Here is a 15,980-nt window from a genome sequence, read left to right as displayed (position 1 = left end):
CGGTTTGTAACCGGTCATGTCGTGCAAGCGGCAGGACCAAAACGTGGAGAATGGCATGGATCGCGCTCAAAAGACCGAGCTCGTCGCCGAACTGCGCCAGACGTTTGCCGAAGTCGGCGTGGTGGTTGTCACCCGCAACCTCGGCATGACGGTGGCGCAGTCGACCAAGCTGCGCAACGCAATGCGTGACGCAGGGGCGACCTACAAGGTCTCGAAGAACAAGCTTGCCAAGATCGCGCTGGACGGCACCGACTATCTCTCGCTGGGCGACATGCTCACCGGGCCGGTCGGTCTCGCCTCCTCCATCGACCCCGTCGCGGCTGCCAAGGTAGCCGTCGATTTCGCGAAGACGAACGACAAGTTCGAAATCGTGGGTGGGGCCATGGGCGCGACTGTCCTCGACGTAGACGGTGTGAAGGCACTCGCGACGATGCCGTCGCTGGATGAACTGCGCGCGAAGATCCTGGGCCTCCTGGTTGCACCCGCAACCAAGCTCGCGACGATCACGCAGGCTCCGGCAGCTCAGCTCGCCCGGGTCCTCATGGCGTATGCCGACAAGGACAAGGAAAGCGCAGACGCCTGATTGGCGCTTCGAGATTTCAAACCGAACTAAAACTGGAGACTACACATGGCAGACCTTAACGCGCTGGTTGACCAGCTTTCCGAACTGACCGTCCTCGAGGCGGCTGACCTTTCGAAGCTTCTCGAAGAGAAGTGGGGCGTCTCGGCCGCAGCAGCAGTTGCAGCAGCTCCCGCAGCAGGCGGCGGCGCAGCCGCTCCGGCTGCTGAAGAGCAGACCGAATTCGACGTCATCCTGACCGGCGACGGCGGCAAGAAGATCAACGTCATCAAGGAAGTCCGTGCGATCACCGCGCTCGGCCTGACCGAAGCCAAGACGCTGGTTGAATCCGCTCCGAAGGCGATCAAGGAAGGCGTTTCGAAGGACGAAGCCGCCAAGATCAAGGCCCAGCTGGAAGCAGCCGGCGCGACCGTCGAGATCAAGTGAGCTGAAGCGGGAGAGACGATTTAGCCACGCTAAACCGCACTCCCGCAAAGCCGGTCGGCGGCACGTGTGCCGTCCGACGGCATTGGCTTTGCCAATGCCCGACCTTCGCAAAGAAAGAGGGGCGGCACCGCGAGGTGCCGCCCCTTTTTTCTTGCCTCTGCACCCAACCCCGCCGCTCACACCAGAACGGCGGCCCCTGCACGCCCGTCGCCTGCGGCCTCCTGCGTCCCCTCAAGCATCGCTCGCCCGCGCCGCTCGGCAATCGCGCGCGCAGCCCGAAGCTGGACCGCCGCAACCGCCACCACCATCACCGGAACGACGAGCGCATCGAGCAGGAGCATCGGCCAGAGCACCGCAGCGGGCTGCCCCGCCGCGAAATGGTTGAGCCGTCCGTGCGTCTGGCTGAACGGTATTCGCATCAGCAACCCCAGCGCGAGCGCCCAGAAATACCACCCGCCGGTCAAGCGCGCGGATCGCACCGGTCCGTATCCCGTCGTGCCGGGCCCGGCGTTGACAAACCACACCAGGAGCGCAGGCTCGAGCAGGAGCTGTCCAAGTCCGCCCACCGTCGCAATGTCATCACGTTCGCGGTGCTGACCAGAGCGGCCGTCCTGAGGTCGGCTCGGCATAGATCACGATCGCGGTCGGCACGAACTGGAACAGGATGACCCAAGCATAACGCCGCAGCGCCAGCCGCGATGGCCGCAGCGCCGTTCCGGCGTCGTGCGTGACGAGATACCGCAGCGTGAAGAACGCGACGCTCCACACCATCAGCATCTTGGGCCGATAAACGTAAAGAGCTTCAGCGTATTGCGGTCGTCGTATACGCCAGCGCGCCGACCGTGTCGTACATCCGCGCCGCAGCATCGCGCCGAAACGGCTGGAGCTTGGCATCCCCGCCACGATCGATGCCGATGACATAGGAGCGCGCGGTCTGGCCGCTGGCATTCGCGCCGTCCGCCTGCCAATCATAGGTCACGTTGACCGCCAGCACCGGCACGAACAAGCTGCGATCACCGACGGTCATCACCTCGAGCGTTTCCTTCGGGTGCAGCGCCATCCCGCCAAGATCGACCGTGGTGCCCGGCGGCAGGTCGAACGGGGTAGTGTTGGGCCGCGTGATCGGCATTTGGAACAGCGCGGCGATTTGCGCATCCTGGGCCGGCCCTGCACTCAACAGACGCACATCGACATGGATGCCGGTCGCGGCGGCCTGCCCGATATTCTCGATCAGGATCGAATATTCGACCGCCGCGCTCAGCAAATTGGTGCCCGCGCGCTTCACGACGATGCCGAGATCGAGCGTCGCGCGGATTTCCTCCGGGGCGCTTGCCGGTGTGGCGGCCACCGGTGCCGGTGATGGAGCAGGTGGCGGTGGGGCGGGTGGTGGCGGAGCGGGCGGCGTCGGCGTCGGCGTCGGCGTCGGCAGCGCGACAGGGACTTCCGGCGTGTCGAACACGAAGATTTCGTGCCGCCGGTCGTCGCGCTGCTCGGCTTCTTCGCGCACCGCGCGCTTGCGCCACCACCAGCCAATGCCCGTCGCCGCAAGCAGCGCCAGCAACGCCGCCAATGTCAGCCACATCCATGGCTCCACCACGAAACCCGGCTGGGCCGAAACCGGCGGCGCGAGCGTCGGCAACGGCGCTGGGCTCGCCTCGGGCAACGGCGCGGCCTCGGGTAACGGCAGCGGCGCGGGCAGCGGCGTATCGATGACCGGCGTGGGCGCCCCGACCAGAACGGGTGTGGCGAGCGGAGCAGCGGTCGCCGCCGCGGTCGGCACCGGGCGCGGCGCAGGCGTCGCTACGGACCGCGGCACGGCAGCGGGTGGCTGCACCGGAGTCGCGGTCGGGCGCGGCACCGGCGTCGCGCGGACGGTCGGCACGATCCGCGGCGGGGCAACCGCGCTCGGCGTGGCGGTCGAGCGCGGGTTGGTGGTCGGCTCGGGCGCAGGCGACAGGCGCGGCGTCGGGCGCGTTCCGGGCAGACTGAAATCGTCCAGACCGGGCAGCGTGCGCGGTGCCGGACTGTTCTGCGCAACCGCGGCGGCGGGCAGCAGGAGCGCAGCGGCAGGCAGCAGGAGCGCGGCGGCGGGCAGAAAAAGCGCAGCGGCGCCGGGGGGTAAGGTGGTTTTCACCCGCGCGGCCATAGCGAAGAATCGCGTCTTGCCAAAGCGATCCTGCGCCCCGTTGCGCCCGGACGCCGCAGCCGCCGGTCGGAACGTCAGGGGGTCGGCATCGCCTGGGTGAAGGTCAGGTCAAGGAACTCAGCCGGATGCGTCAGCGCCACCGTGGCAGTGACAATCATGGTACCGTTCAACACGTCCAGCGCGGTCATGGTCGAACCGACGCCGCATTGAACGCTGAAGGCCTGGCTCGGCGTTGCCCCCACCAGACCACCCTGCTCCCACAGCTTGGTCAGGAATGCCGAGACACTGGAAATCACGTTGACCCAGGTCACACCGTCATTGGCGGCAACGGCATAGCCTTCCAGCGCCGTTTTGATCGACTGTTCGATGTAAATCAGCGTACGACGCACCTGGAGGTAGCGATAATCGTCGCTGTTGCCGTCCAGCGTGCGTGCGCCCCACACCAGCGTACCCTGCATCGGAAAGCTGCGCAGGATGTCGACCGCCATGCCGTTGGTCGGCACGTTGAACGCAGCTTGTTCGGTGTCACTGACCGCACATAGCGGTTCCACCACACCAGCCGGACTGACATTGGCCGGGGCGACCCACACACCGTTGGTCTGGTCGTTCTGCGCCCACACCCCCGCCATCACACCGCTCGCCGGCTGGACGTTGAGATAACCGGCGACGCATTTGCCGATCACGACATAGATCGGCAGCGTCCTGGCGAGCAGCGCGTCGAGCGCTTGCTGCCGTGCGCCCAATCCGGCCGGGGCCGATGCCAAATAGGCCGACCCATCCCCCGACAGGGCCCGGGTGTTGGTCGGCACTTCCGAGATCGGAAAAGCAGCGGCGATCGCGGACTGCACCGCCGCGAGTGCGGACCCGGTGAAGAGTTGCACCGCTTGCGTCGTCAAAATGTTGTTGAGCGTGCGATCGTCATGCCCGGCCAGCGCGGCAAAGCGCACGTCAGGCGCCTGAAATACCGTGGTCGCCAGCGCGGGGCCATAAGCAACGCCGTAAGAGAGATTGGCGGTCTGCGCTGCCAGCGCGCGCCACAGTTCGTGCTGCGCCGCGGTCAGCGCGGCGATATCGGTAGCATCCAGGCAGCCGGGCAAATCCAAGATCGCAACCCGGTCGCGCAAGCTGGCCGCCTGGCCGAGCATTGCGCATACGACGGCCGCATAGTCGGCGCTTGGAAGCTGGCACGCCTCGGGCACGACCAGCATCGACGGTCCGACGACCTGCCCGACCGCATCGATCGCGGTGAGCAAATCGCGCGCAGTGATCTTGGCGCCGGGCTTGGCATAGCTGCCCGCCGACATGACCCAGCACGCGGCACCGCCATTTGCGAAGAAAAGCGTGATCTGGGCGTACAGGCAAAAGCGATCGGGGCCACCGGCGCACGCCGCGAGCATCAGATCGAAGCCCGTCCAGATCAAGGTGCCATCCGGCGCGGTGATGGGCGCGGTAAAATCGGGCTTATCCGACAGAATCTCCGCCACGCGAAAACGCGATTGCGCGGGTCCGCCGAAACAGCTCTGATATTCGGCCAGCGACGTGATCAGGATCGGCCGATCGATCGGCTGGCCAGACGCGGAATGGGTTGCCGTCTCGGTATAACCGACAAACGCCGGAATGCCGGTTTTCACCCCGACGATGCTCGACCCGAAGGCGTCGGTTTCCGTGATGTACACGCCGGGTGTCTTATAGGTCATCGCTGCCTCCGCCGCTTCATACCGTAATCGTAACGAAACGCGCGCAGGCTGGCCATGCGTAAAGGCGCATCTTCCGTGTCGTCTCACGCCCGCAGCGCGTCGATTGACAGCATCCAACACGACTCCTATATGGCGTGCCTCACCACAGTCTTCGGGAAATGATGTGCCGTCGCGCAGCGCATCGATCGTATTGGGGATTGCGGCTTCACAGACGCCAAGAGCTGCTGTCACTTCGCACCTGCGGAGGACGAGCAGCTTTTTGCGTCTTTGAATAGCGTGCTCGCCCGGGCGCATCCGGGCACGACTTATTGGCTTGAGGGCAAAATCTCCATGGCAACCAAAGCGATCGACGGCAGCACCCCAACGCGGCGCGCCGAAAGCGGCACGGCAAAACGCCGCATCCGCAAGGTGTTCGGCAACATCCACGAAGTCGTGCAGATGCCGAACCTGATCGAGGTTCAGCGCGAATCCTACGAACAGTTCCTGCGCTCCGACCCGTCGACCGGCTATGTTTCGGGCCTCGAAAAGACGTTGCGCTCGGTCTTCCCGATCCGCGATTTCGCCGGCACTGCCGAGCTCGACTTTGTCCATTACGAACTCGAACCGCCGAAGTTCGACACCGACGAATGCCGCCAGCGCGGCATCACTTATGCCGCGCCAATGCGCGTTACGCTGCGCCTGATCGTGTTCGAGGTGGACGCCGACACGGATTCGCGCTCGGTCCTCGATATCAAGGAGCAGGACGTCTACATGGGCGACATGCCCCTGATGACGGGCAACGGCACCTTCATCATCAACGGCACCGAACGCGTGATCGTGTCGCAGATGCACCGCTCGCCGGGCGTTCTGTTCGACCATGACCGCGGCAAGACGCATTCGTCGGGCAAGTATCTCTTCGCGGCGCGCGTCATTCCGTATCGCGGTTCGTGGCTCGATTTCGAGTTCGACGCCAAGGACATCGTCAACGTCCGCATCGATCGCAAGCGCAAGCTGCCGGTGACGGCGCTGCTGTACGCGCTCGGCATGACCGGCGAGGAAATCCTCAACACCTTCTACAACCGCGTCACTTTCGTGCGCGGCCAGGGTGGCTGGATCATCCCGTTCCAGGCCGAGAATTGGCGTGGGCAAAAGCCGATGTACGACATCATCGACGCCAAGACCGGTGAAGTGGTGTTCGCCAACGGCCAGAAGATTAGCCCACGCGCCGCCAACAAGTCGGCCAAGGACGGTCTCACCGACCTGCTGATCCCGACCGAGGAAATCTTCGGCCGCTACAGCGCTTATGATCTCATCAACGAGACGACCGGCCAGATCTATATCGAAGCCGGCGACGAAGTGTCGGCCGAGAATCTCGAACTGCTCGATCAGGCCGGCATCGACCGGATCGAACTGCTCGACATCGATCACGTCGCCACCGGTGCGTGGATCCGCAACACGCTCAAGGTCGACAAGGCCGAAGAGCGCGAGCAAGCGCTGTCGGACATCTACCGCGTCATGCGCCCGGGCGAGCCGCCAACGCTCGAAACCGCCGAAGCCTTGTTCTCCGGCCTGTTCTTCGATCCCGATCGCTATGATCTGTCGGCGGTCGGCCGCGTCAAGCTCAACATGCGCCTCGACCTCGACGTCGAGGACACGGTTACCACGCTGCGCACCGAGGACATCCTCGCGGTCATCAAGACGCTGGTCGATCTGAAGGACGGCAAGGGCGACATCGACGATATCGACAACCTCGGTAACCGTCGTGTCCGTTCGGTCGGCGAATTGCTGGAAAACCAGTACCGCGTCGGCTTGCTCCGCATGGAGCGCGCCGTGAAGGAGCGCATGTCGTCGGTCGATGTGTCGACCGTCATGCCGAACGACCTGATCAACGCCAAGCCCGCGGTTGCCGCGGTCCGCGAATTCTTCGGTTCGTCGCAGCTTTCGCAGTTCATGGATCAGACCAACCCGCTGTCGGAAGTCACCCACAAGCGTCGCGTGTCGGCGCTTGGACCGGGCGGCTTGACGCGTGAGCGCGCCGGCTTCGAAGTCCGCGACGTTCACCCGACCCACTATGGCCGCATCTGCCCGATCGAAACGCCGGAAGGCCCGAACATCGGTCTGATCAACTCGCTGGCATCGTTCAGCCGCGTCAACAAGTATGGCTTCATCGAAACGCCGTACCGCAAGGTCATCGATCACAAGGTGACCGACGACGTTGTGTATTTGTCGGCAATGGAAGAGGCCAAGCACACGATCGCGCAGGCCAACGCCGAGCTGAACGCCGACAAGGGCTTTGTCGAAGAACTCGTTTCGTCGCGTCAGGCGGGCGAATTCCTGATGGCGATCCCCAACAACATCACCTTGATGGACGTCAGCCCCAAGCAGCTCGTCTCGGTCGCGGCATCGCTCATTCCGTTCCTGGAAAACGATGACGCCAACCGCGCACTGATGGGCTCGAACATGCAGCGTCAGGCTGTGCCGCTGGTCCAGGCCGAGGCACCGTTCGTCGGCACCGGCATGGAAGAGACCGTCGCGCGCGATTCGGGTGCGGCGATCTCGGCCAAGCGTGCGGGTATCGTCGATCAGGTCGATGCGTCGCGTATCGTCATCCGCGCAACGGGCGATGTCGAGGCCGGTCAATCGGGCGTCGACATCTACACGCTGATGAAGTTCCAGCGGTCTAACCAGAACACCTGCATCAACCAGCGTCCGCTGGTGAAGGTGGGCGACGTGATCACCGCTGGCGACGTGATCGCCGACGGCCCGTCGACCGAGTTTGGTGAGCTCGCGCTGGGCCGTAACGCGCTCGTCGCGTTCATGCCCTGGAACGGCTATAATTATGAGGATTCGATCCTCATTTCCGAGCGTATCGTGAAGGATGACGTCTTCACCTCGATCCACATCGAGGAATTCGAAGTCATGGCGCGCGACACCAAGCTCGGGCCGGAAGACATCACGCGCGACATTCCGAACGTCGGCGAGGAAGCGCTTCGCAACCTCGACGAAGCGGGCATCGTGTACATTGGTGCCGAGGTCGAGCCGGGTGATATTCTCGCCGGCAAGATCACGCCGAAGGGCGAAAGCCCGATGACGCCGGAGGAAAAGCTCCTCCGCGCGATCTTCGGTGAAAAGGCGTCGGACGTGCGCGATACGTCGCTGCGCTTGCCGCCCGGCGTTGCCGGTACCGTCGTCGAAGTGCGCGTGTTCAATCGCCACGGCATCGACAAGGACGAGCGCGCGATGGCGATCGAGCGCGAGGAAATCGAGCGCTTGAAGAAGGATTCGGACGACGAGCGCAGCATCCTGAACCGTGCGACCTGGTCGCGCCTGAAGGACATGCTGATCGGCCAGACCGCCACCGCCGTGCCCAAGAACGGGCCGAAAAAGGGCGTGGTGATCGATGCCGACGTGCTCGACAGCGTCGATCGTCACGAATGGTGGAAGTTCGCGGTTGCCGACGACAAGGTTCAGAGCGACCTCGAAGCGGTCAAGACGCAGTATGACGATGCCGCCAAGGTGGTGCTCGACAAGTTCCACGATCGTCGCGACAAGCTCGAGCGTGGTGACGAGCTGCCGCCGGGCGTGCTCAAGATGGTCAAGGTGTTCGTCGCGGTGAAGCGCAAGCTGCAGCCGGGCGACAAGATGGCCGGCCGTCACGGCAACAAGGGCGTCATCTCGCGCATCCTGCCGGCCGAGGACATGCCGTTCCTCGCCGACGGTACGCCGGTCGACATCGTGCTCAACCCGTTGGGTGTGCCGTCGCGCATGAACGTCGGGCAGATCTTCGAAACGCATCTCGGCTGGGCCGCCCGCAATCTCGGACAGCAAGTCTATGCGGCGCTCGAGGAATGGCGCGAGGCCAACCCCAATCCGTCGCCGAGCGATATGCCCGACGCGGTGAAGGCACGGCTGCTCGAAGTCTATGGTGAGCATTATGCCGCCGACATCGAGGCACGCGATGGCGAGCAGATCGTTGAACTCGCGCAGAACCTGCGGACCGGCATCCCGATGGGAACGCCCGTGTTCGACGGCGCGCGTGAGGCCGACGTTTCGGCGATGCTCGAACTGGCGGGTCTCGATCCGTCGGGCCAGTCGGACCTGTTCGACGGACGCACCGGCGACAAGTTCGATCGCAAGGTGACCGTGGGCATCATCTACATGCTCAAGCTCCACCATCTGGTCGACGACAAGATCCACGCACGCTCGATCGGGCCGTACTCGCTCGTCACGCAGCAGCCGCTGGGTGGTAAGGCGCAGTTCGGTGGTCAGCGCTTCGGCGAGATGGAGGTCTGGGCGCTCCAGGCTTATGGTGCTGCGTACACCTTGCAGGAAATGCTGACGGTGAAGTCCGACGACGTGGTCGGCCGCACCAAGGTCTATGAGGCGATCGTCAAGGGTGACGACACGTTCGAGGCCGGCATTCCGGAGAGCTTCAACGTGCTCGTCAAGGAAATGCGCTCGCTGGGTCTGAACATCGAGCTCACCACGACCGAGCTGTTCGACACCGACGGCGTCGCGATCGCGGCGGAGTGACATCTTCTCCCTTTCCCGCTTGCGGGAGAGGGTCGGGGAGAGGGCAGTGCCTCTTTCCAATCGTTTCCAGGCCGGGTGAGAGACTGCCCCTCTCCCCGACCCTCTCCCCGCCAGCGGGGAGAGGGAGAGAAGGAAGAAACCATGAACGAACTCACAAACTTCGCCAATCCGGTCGTCAAGGCCGAGACCTTCGACCAGATCCAGATCGGCATCGCCAGCCCGGACAAGATCCGCTCGTGGTCGTTCGGCGAGATCAAGAAGCCGGAAACCATCAACTATCGCACGTTCAAGCCCGAGCGTGACGGCCTGTTCTGCGCGCGCATCTTCGGTCCGATCAAGGATTACGAGTGCCTGTGCGGCAAGTACAAGCGGATGAAGTACAAGGGCATCGTCTGCGAGAAGTGCGGCGTCGAAGTCACCGTCTCGAAGGTCCGCCGTGAGCGTATGGGCCATATCGAGCTGGCCGCACCGGTCGCGCACATCTGGTTCCTGAAGTCGCTGCCGAGCCGCATCGGCTTGCTGCTCGACATGCAGCTCAAGCAGCTTGAGCGCGTGCTGTATTTTGAGGCGTACATCGTGATCGAGCCGGGCATCACCCCGCTCGAAAAGTATCAGTTGATGACCGAGGACGAACTCCTCGACGCGCAGGACGAATATGGCGAAGACGCCTTCTCGGCCGGCATCGGCGCGGAAGCCGTGCGCATCATGCTGCAGGATCTCGATCTTGAGGGCGAGCGCAAGGAGCTGCTCGAAGAGCTCGCCGTCACCAAGTCGGAACTGAAGCCCAAGAAGATCATCAAGCGGCTCAAGGTCGTCGAGAGCTTCATCGATTCGGGCAACAAGCCCGAGTGGATGATCCTCGAAGTCGTGCCGGTCATTCCGCCCGAGCTGCGCCCGCTGGTGCCGCTCGACGGTGGCCGCTTCGCGACGTCGGATCTGAACGATCTGTATCGCCGCGTGATCAACCGCAACAACCGCTTGAAGCGCCTGATGGAGCTGCGCGCACCGGATATCATCGTCCGCAACGAAAAGCGCATGCTGCAGGAGGCCGTCGACGCACTGTTCGATAACGGCCGTCGCGGTCGCACGATCACGGGCGCCAACAAGCGTCCGCTCAAGTCGCTGTCCGACATGCTCAAGGGCAAGCAGGGCCGCTTCCGCCAGAACCTTCTGGGCAAGCGCGTCGACTATTCGGGTCGTTCGGTCATCGTGACCGGTCCGGAACTCAAGCTGCACCAGTGCGGCCTGCCGAAGAAGATGGCGCTCGAGCTGTTCAAGCCGTTCATCTACGCCCGTCTCGATGCCAAGGGTCTGTCGATGACCCTCAAGCAGGCGAAGAAGTGGGTCGAAAAGGAGCGCAAGGAAGTTTGGGACATCCTGGACGAGGTGATCCGCGAGCATCCGGTCATGCTCAACCGTGCCCCGACGCTTCACCGTCTCGGCATCCAGGCGTTCGAGCCTGTGCTGATCGAGGGCAAGGCGATCCAGCTTCACCCGCTCGTCTGCTCGGCCTTCAACGCCGATTTCGATGGCGATCAGATGGCGGTCCACGTGCCGCTGTCGCTGGAAGCACAGCTCGAAGCGCGCGTGCTGATGATGTCGACCAACAACATCCTCTCGCCCGCCAACGGCAAGCCGATCATCGTGCCGTCGCAGGACATGGTGCTGGGTCTGTATTATTTGTCGATGCTCAAGGAGAATGAGCCGGGCCAGGGCATGATGATTTCCGACATGTCGGAAGTGCATCAGGCGTTGGAAGCTGGCGCAGTCACCTTGCACACCAAGATCATCAGCCGCGTTCCGCAGACCGATGAGGCGGGCAAGCAGTACCTCAAGCGCTATGAAACCACCCCCGGTCGCATGCTGCTCGGCGAGTGCCTGCCGCAGAGCTCGAAGGTGCCGTTCGACACCGTCAACCGCCTCCTCACCAAGAAGGATGTGGGCGACGTGATCGACGAGGTCTATCGTCACACCGGCCAGAAGGAGACCGTGCTGTTCGCCGACGCGATCATGTCGCTGGGCTTCAAGCACGCCTTCAAGGCGGGCATTTCGTTCGGCAAGGACGACATGATCATTCCGGACGCCAAGATCGCGTTGGTCGATGAGACCAAGGGCCTGGTGAAGGATTTCGAGCAGCAATATCAGGACGGCCTGATCACGCAGCAGGAGAAGTACAACAAGGTGATCGACGCGTGGAGCCGTTGCGGCGACCAGGTGGCGAACGCCATGATGGACGAGATCAAGGCGGTGAAGGTCTACACGGACGGCCCCGACAAGGGCCGCGAGATGCCGATCAATTCGATCTACATGATGGCGCACTCCGGTGCGCGTGGTTCGCAGGCGCAGATCAAGCAGCTTGCGGGTATGCGCGGCCTAATGGCCAAGCCGTCGGGCGAGATCATCGAAACGCCGATCATCTCGAACTTCAAGGAAGGCCTGACCGTCCTCGAATACTTCAACTCCACCCACGGTGCTCGTAAGGGTCTCGCGGATACGGCGTTGAAGACGGCGAACTCGGGCTACCTCACCCGCCGTCTCGTCGACGTGTCCCAGGATTGCGTCATCATCGAGGAGGATTGCGGGACGACCCGTGCGCTGGAAATGCGCGCGATCGTGCAGGGCGGTTCGACTATCGCTTCGCTGGGTGAACGCATCCTCGGTCGTACGACCGCGGAAGATATCATCGACAGCAAGACCGGCGAGATCGTCATCCCCTCGGGCACGTTGCTCGACGAGGCGATGATCCTGAAGATCGAGGCGGTTGGTACGCAGAGCTGCAAGATCCGTTCGCCGCTGGTCTGCGAAACCAAGATCGGCGTCTGCGGCAAGTGCTACGGGCGCGATCTCGCCCGCGGTACCCCGGTCAACATCGGTGAAGCGGTCGGCGTCATCGCCGCCCAGTCGATCGGTGAGCCGGGCACGCAGCTTACGATGCGTACCTTCCACATCGGCGGCGCGGCACAGCTCAACGAGCAGTCGAACCTCGAAGCCGTTGCCGACGGTACGATGGAATATCGCGATCTGCGCATCATCTCGGATCAGCGCGGCCGTCGCGTCGTGCTGTCGCGCTCGGGTGAAATCGCGATCGTCGACATGGACGGTCGTGAGCGCGCGGTGCACCGCATCCCGTACGGCGCGTATGTGCTGTTCGACGATGGGCACATCGTGTCGAAGGGCGATCGTCTGGCCGAGTGGGATCCGTTCACCATGCCGGTGATCACCGAGAATCCCGGCGTCGTGAAATATGTCGATCTGATCGAGGGCAAGACGCTCACCGAGCAGGCCGATGAAGCGACCGGTATCTCGCAGCGTGTCGTGATCGAATATCGTGCGACGACCAAGGCGAAGGAGGATCTCCGTCCGCGCCTCACCCTCACCGGCGAAAGCGCCGAGGAGGCCGGTCGTTACATGCTCGTTCCGGGCGCCACGCTCTCGGTCGAGGATGGCGCGACGGTTTCAGGCGGCGACGTGCTGGCACGCGTTTCGCGTGAAAGCGCCAAGACGCGTGACATCACCGGCGGTCTGCCGCGCGTGGCCGAATTGTTCGAGGCACGCATCCCGAAGGAAGCGGCGATCATCGCCAAGGTTTCGGGTCGCGTCGTGTTCGGCAAGGATTACAAGGCGAAGCGCAAGATCGGCATCCAGCCCGAGGATGGCGGCGACGTCGTCGAGTATCTGGTGCCCAAGTCGAAGGTCATCGACGTGCAGGAAGGCGATTACGTCAAGCGCGGCGATAACCTCATCGGCGGTTCGCCTGATCCGCACGACATTCTCGAAACGATGGGTGTCGAGCCGCTGGCCGAATATCTCGTCTCGGAAATCCAGGAGGTTTATCGTCTCCAGGGCGTGAAGATCAACGACAAGCACATCGAAACGATCGTTCGTCAGATGCTGCAAAAGGTCGAGATCACCGACGGCGGCGACACCACGCTGTTGAAGGGCGAGCAGGTCGATCGCGACGAGATGGACGAGACCAATGCCAAGATCGGCAAGAAGGAGCGTCCGGCGCAGGGCAAGCCTGTCCTGCTCGGCATCACCAAGGCGTCGCTGCAAACCCGCAGCTTCATCTCGGCGGCGTCGTTCCAGGAGACCACCCGCGTCCTCACCGAAGCCTCGGTGCAGGGCAAGAAGGACACGCTCACCGGTCTCAAGGAGAACGTGATCGTGGGTCGCCTGATCCCGGCGGGCACCGGTGCGGGCATGAACCGCCTGCGCGTCACCGCCTCGTCACGCGATGCGGCGATGCGCGTGTCGCAACGCCGGATGGCCGAAGCGTCGATCATCGCGCCGAACTCGGCCAAGGAAGAGCATGACGCCGAACTGAAGCGGTCGGCACGCGATGCCGGCGGCACCGGCGACGATGCGCTTGGCGCGGTCGTCACGAGCGGTCATGGCACCGATGCCGATGCGGGTGAGTATCTGAACAAGGAGTAATCCTTCCGGTTCAGGCTCGCGCCTGACCGATACACCAAAGAAGCCGCCGTCCGGGGAACCGGGCGGCGGCTTTCGTTTGTAAGCTTGTGTTGCTGCCAGCTTGATCCTCCCGACAGCGATTGCGAAACGGTTCTGGCTGCGTCATCGCGAAGCGGGAACGTTGGGGATGATGATGATGCGGATTTTGGCACTGCTGGCGCTGCTCGCCGCCCCGGCCCTGGCCGCTACCGTAGCCCCCACCGTCGCCCATGCCCAGACCACGCCCACGACGAGCCCGCCTACGCCGCTCGTCCGCCCGCTCCCAATGTCGCTCGTTCCGCCAGGATGGAACATCACCGTCGGTGTCGCTGCGATCACCAGCCCGGCGTGGCAAGGGTCGCGCGATCAGGCGCTCTCGCTCTTCCCGAACGTGCGCGTGGCGTACAGTGACATCCTCTTCGCGTCGGTGTCCGAAGGGATCGGCTGGAACGCCATTCGCGACGACGGATGGCGCGTCGGGCCGTTGATCAAGGCGCGGTTCGGCCGCGACGAATCGAACGGCGGCTCACCGTTTCTGATCGCCGGGGGCAGCACTGCGCTGATCGGCATGGGCAATGTGAAGGTCGCGGGGGAGGCTGGCGGCTTTTTCGAAAAGCAGTTCGGCGCGAAGCGGCAGTGGCGCCTTCGCGGCGAAGTCCGGCAAGGCTTTGGCGGTCACCAGGGCTTGGTCGCCGATGCCTCGGTCGCCTACCGCACCCGCCTCGGCCGCCGGACGATCGCCAATATCGGCCCGAGCATCACCGCGGCCGGCAGCCAGTTCGTACAGACCTATTACGGGGTCGACGCGGGCCAGTCGCTGCGCACCGGCCTCGCCCGCTATGACGCCAAGGGCGGCATCGTGTCGTACGGCGTCGGCGGCACGCTGATCCGCCCACTCGACCGCCGCAGCGCGATCACGCTGTTCAGCAACCTCGAGCGCCTGGGCGGACCCGCCGCCGACTCCCCGCTCGTGCGGGAGCGCGGACGCCGCACGCAATTCACGCTCGGCCTCGGCTACGGCTTCCGCTTCGGCCTTTGATCGCCGATCGTATCGCAATCGATCGTAGCGCAACGATCGTTCATCAGCTGCTGCAAAAAGGTCGAGACCACGGGCGGCGGCACCGATGAAAAAGCCGCCGTCCGGATGACCGGGCGGCGGCGTCTTCGTTTCGCTGGAGCGCCGCGGACAGATCGCGATTATTGCGCCGTGTCTTCGGCAGTGCCCTTGGGCTTCCACAACGCCAGACCTTTCGCCTTCTTGGCAAAATCCTCGGTCGAGGCGGGCGACAGGTTGGCGCGACCGGACATCACGCCCATGCCGATGTTGCACTTCACGAAATAGGTTTCATCAGCCTCGACCTCGAGGTTGAGCACGTCCTTGGCCTCGCCTTCGGTATTGTAGCTGTGCTTGCCCGGCTCGACGACCGACACCCAATATTTGCCCGAGCCCAGCCGCGCGATCTGGGCTGCCCCCTCATGAACGGTACAGCCGAGTGCCGCCCCCATCAGCGAACCGGGACGATAGAACACGACCTGCCCCTTGCCCGATGCCGGCGTACCGATCGTGCCCGACTTGGTCTTCAGCTCGGGCGTCGCGCTTTGCGCTGCAACCATCGTCGCAGGTGCAAGCAGCGCGATGGCAGCGGCCGCAGCAATCGTTAAGACCTTCATGACGTCATCCTCTCTTCGTTGAACTCTACTGAACGGCGGGCACCGCAGGGGCGACCGGCAGCGCGGCGCAGGGCGAACCCGCCTCCGCGCGCACATCGACCGCGTTCTTCAGCCGCGCGGTGGCGGGAGACCCCGCCGGAATGAGCGACTCGCCGCCGCTGACGAACATCAGCGGCGCGGCGACCGCGCCGATCGCGGCAATCGCAACGGCCATTTCGGTCGACTTGTTCTTGCCGGAGTGTCCCAAATGAAATCCGCCCAAGGCGATATGCGCGTCACCACAGGAAAAATAGCGAGCGGCAAGGATCAGTTCCCCTGCCTTGCCGAGCGCGCGCGCCTTTGCGGCATGTACGACTTGCCCCTGACCCATCATTCCCGCTGGCAGGAGCGCGACGCCATCGACGGTGACGGGATCGACGAGTCGGATCGCGAACATTTGGTCCGGTTTGCTTGTCTTCGAACTGAGCGGATCGACGATCTCGAAATTTACGAAGGT

The 15,980-nt window shown here is 63.8% G+C and carries 11 protein-coding genes; 5 read left to right on the top strand and 6 right to left on the bottom strand.

The window, feature by feature from the left end:
- The first annotated feature begins 55 nt into the window (after positions 1–55).
- Both rplJ and rplL read left to right on the top strand, forming a co-directional pair.
- Positions 56–583 carry a 50S ribosomal protein L10 gene (gene rplJ / locus HMP06_RS00165; RefSeq protein ID WP_176495255.1) on the top strand — a complete coding sequence of 176 codons (528 nt, stop codon included), beginning with the start codon at positions 56–58 and terminating at the stop codon, positions 581–583.
- Between the two features lie 45 nt (positions 584–628).
- Entirely contained in the window at positions 629–1,006 is a 378-nt protein-coding gene (gene rplL, locus HMP06_RS00160) for a 50S ribosomal protein L7/L12 (RefSeq protein WP_176495254.1), read from the top strand.
- A 176-nt stretch (positions 1,007–1,182) separates the two neighbouring features.
- Here the strand turns inward: rplL and HMP06_RS00155 are convergent, their stop codons facing one another.
- The 4 genes from HMP06_RS00155 to HMP06_RS00140 all read right to left on the bottom strand — a co-directional run bounded on the left by HMP06_RS00155 (position 1,183) and on the right by HMP06_RS00140 (position 4,849).
- Entirely contained in the window at positions 1,183–1,572 is a 390-nt protein-coding gene (locus tag HMP06_RS00155) for a hypothetical protein (protein ID WP_176495253.1), read from the bottom strand.
- A gap of 13 nt (positions 1,573–1,585) precedes the next feature.
- On the bottom strand, positions 1,586–1,777 hold the full coding sequence (locus HMP06_RS00150; protein ID WP_176495252.1) for a hypothetical protein: 192 nt from the start codon (positions 1,775–1,777) through the stop codon (positions 1,586–1,588).
- 31 nt (positions 1,778–1,808) lie between these two features.
- A complete protein-coding gene (locus HMP06_RS17830; protein WP_232089783.1) occupies positions 1,809–3,140 on the bottom strand; it encodes a hypothetical protein in 1,332 nt (443 codons plus the stop codon).
- Between the two features lie 86 nt (positions 3,141–3,226).
- Positions 3,227–4,849, bottom strand: coding sequence for a phage tail sheath family protein (locus HMP06_RS00140; protein ID WP_176495251.1), 1,623 nt, complete (start codon positions 4,847–4,849; stop codon positions 3,227–3,229).
- Between the two features lie 330 nt (positions 4,850–5,179).
- Here HMP06_RS00140 and rpoB point away from each other — a divergent pair, with 330 nt between their 5' ends.
- The 3 genes from rpoB to HMP06_RS00125 all read left to right on the top strand — a co-directional run bounded on the left by rpoB (position 5,180) and on the right by HMP06_RS00125 (position 14,852).
- The gene (rpoB, locus tag HMP06_RS00135; protein ID WP_176495250.1) at positions 5,180–9,361 is read left to right on the top strand and encodes a DNA-directed RNA polymerase subunit beta; all 4,182 of its coding nucleotides are present in this window, start codon (positions 5,180–5,182) and stop codon (positions 9,359–9,361) included.
- 141 nt (positions 9,362–9,502) lie between these two features.
- Entirely contained in the window at positions 9,503–13,795 is a 4,293-nt protein-coding gene (rpoC, locus tag HMP06_RS00130; RefSeq protein WP_176495249.1) for a DNA-directed RNA polymerase subunit beta', read from the top strand.
- Positions 13,796–13,967: 172 nt separating this feature from the next.
- Entirely contained in the window at positions 13,968–14,852 is an 885-nt protein-coding gene (locus HMP06_RS00125; protein WP_232089781.1) for a MipA/OmpV family protein, read from the top strand.
- Between the two features lie 158 nt (positions 14,853–15,010).
- Here the strand turns inward: HMP06_RS00125 and HMP06_RS00120 are convergent, their stop codons facing one another.
- Together HMP06_RS00120 and HMP06_RS00115 are read right to left on the bottom strand one after the other, a co-directional pair.
- Entirely contained in the window at positions 15,011–15,484 is a 474-nt protein-coding gene (locus HMP06_RS00120; RefSeq protein ID WP_176495247.1) for a DUF2846 domain-containing protein, read from the bottom strand.
- A 25-nt stretch (positions 15,485–15,509) separates the two neighbouring features.
- Positions 15,510–15,920 (bottom strand): hypothetical protein, encoded by a 411-nt coding sequence (locus HMP06_RS00115; RefSeq protein WP_176495246.1) that lies wholly within the window; start codon positions 15,918–15,920, stop codon positions 15,510–15,512.
- Positions 15,921–15,980: the final 60 nt, after the last annotated feature.

It is taken from the genome of Sphingomonas sp. HMP6, assembly GCF_013374095.1.
Classification (GTDB): Bacteria; Pseudomonadota; Alphaproteobacteria; order Sphingomonadales; family Sphingomonadaceae; genus Sphingomonas.
The sequence above is the reverse complement of the archived record's forward strand: the minus strand, read 5'-3'. Positions and strand labels throughout refer to the sequence as shown.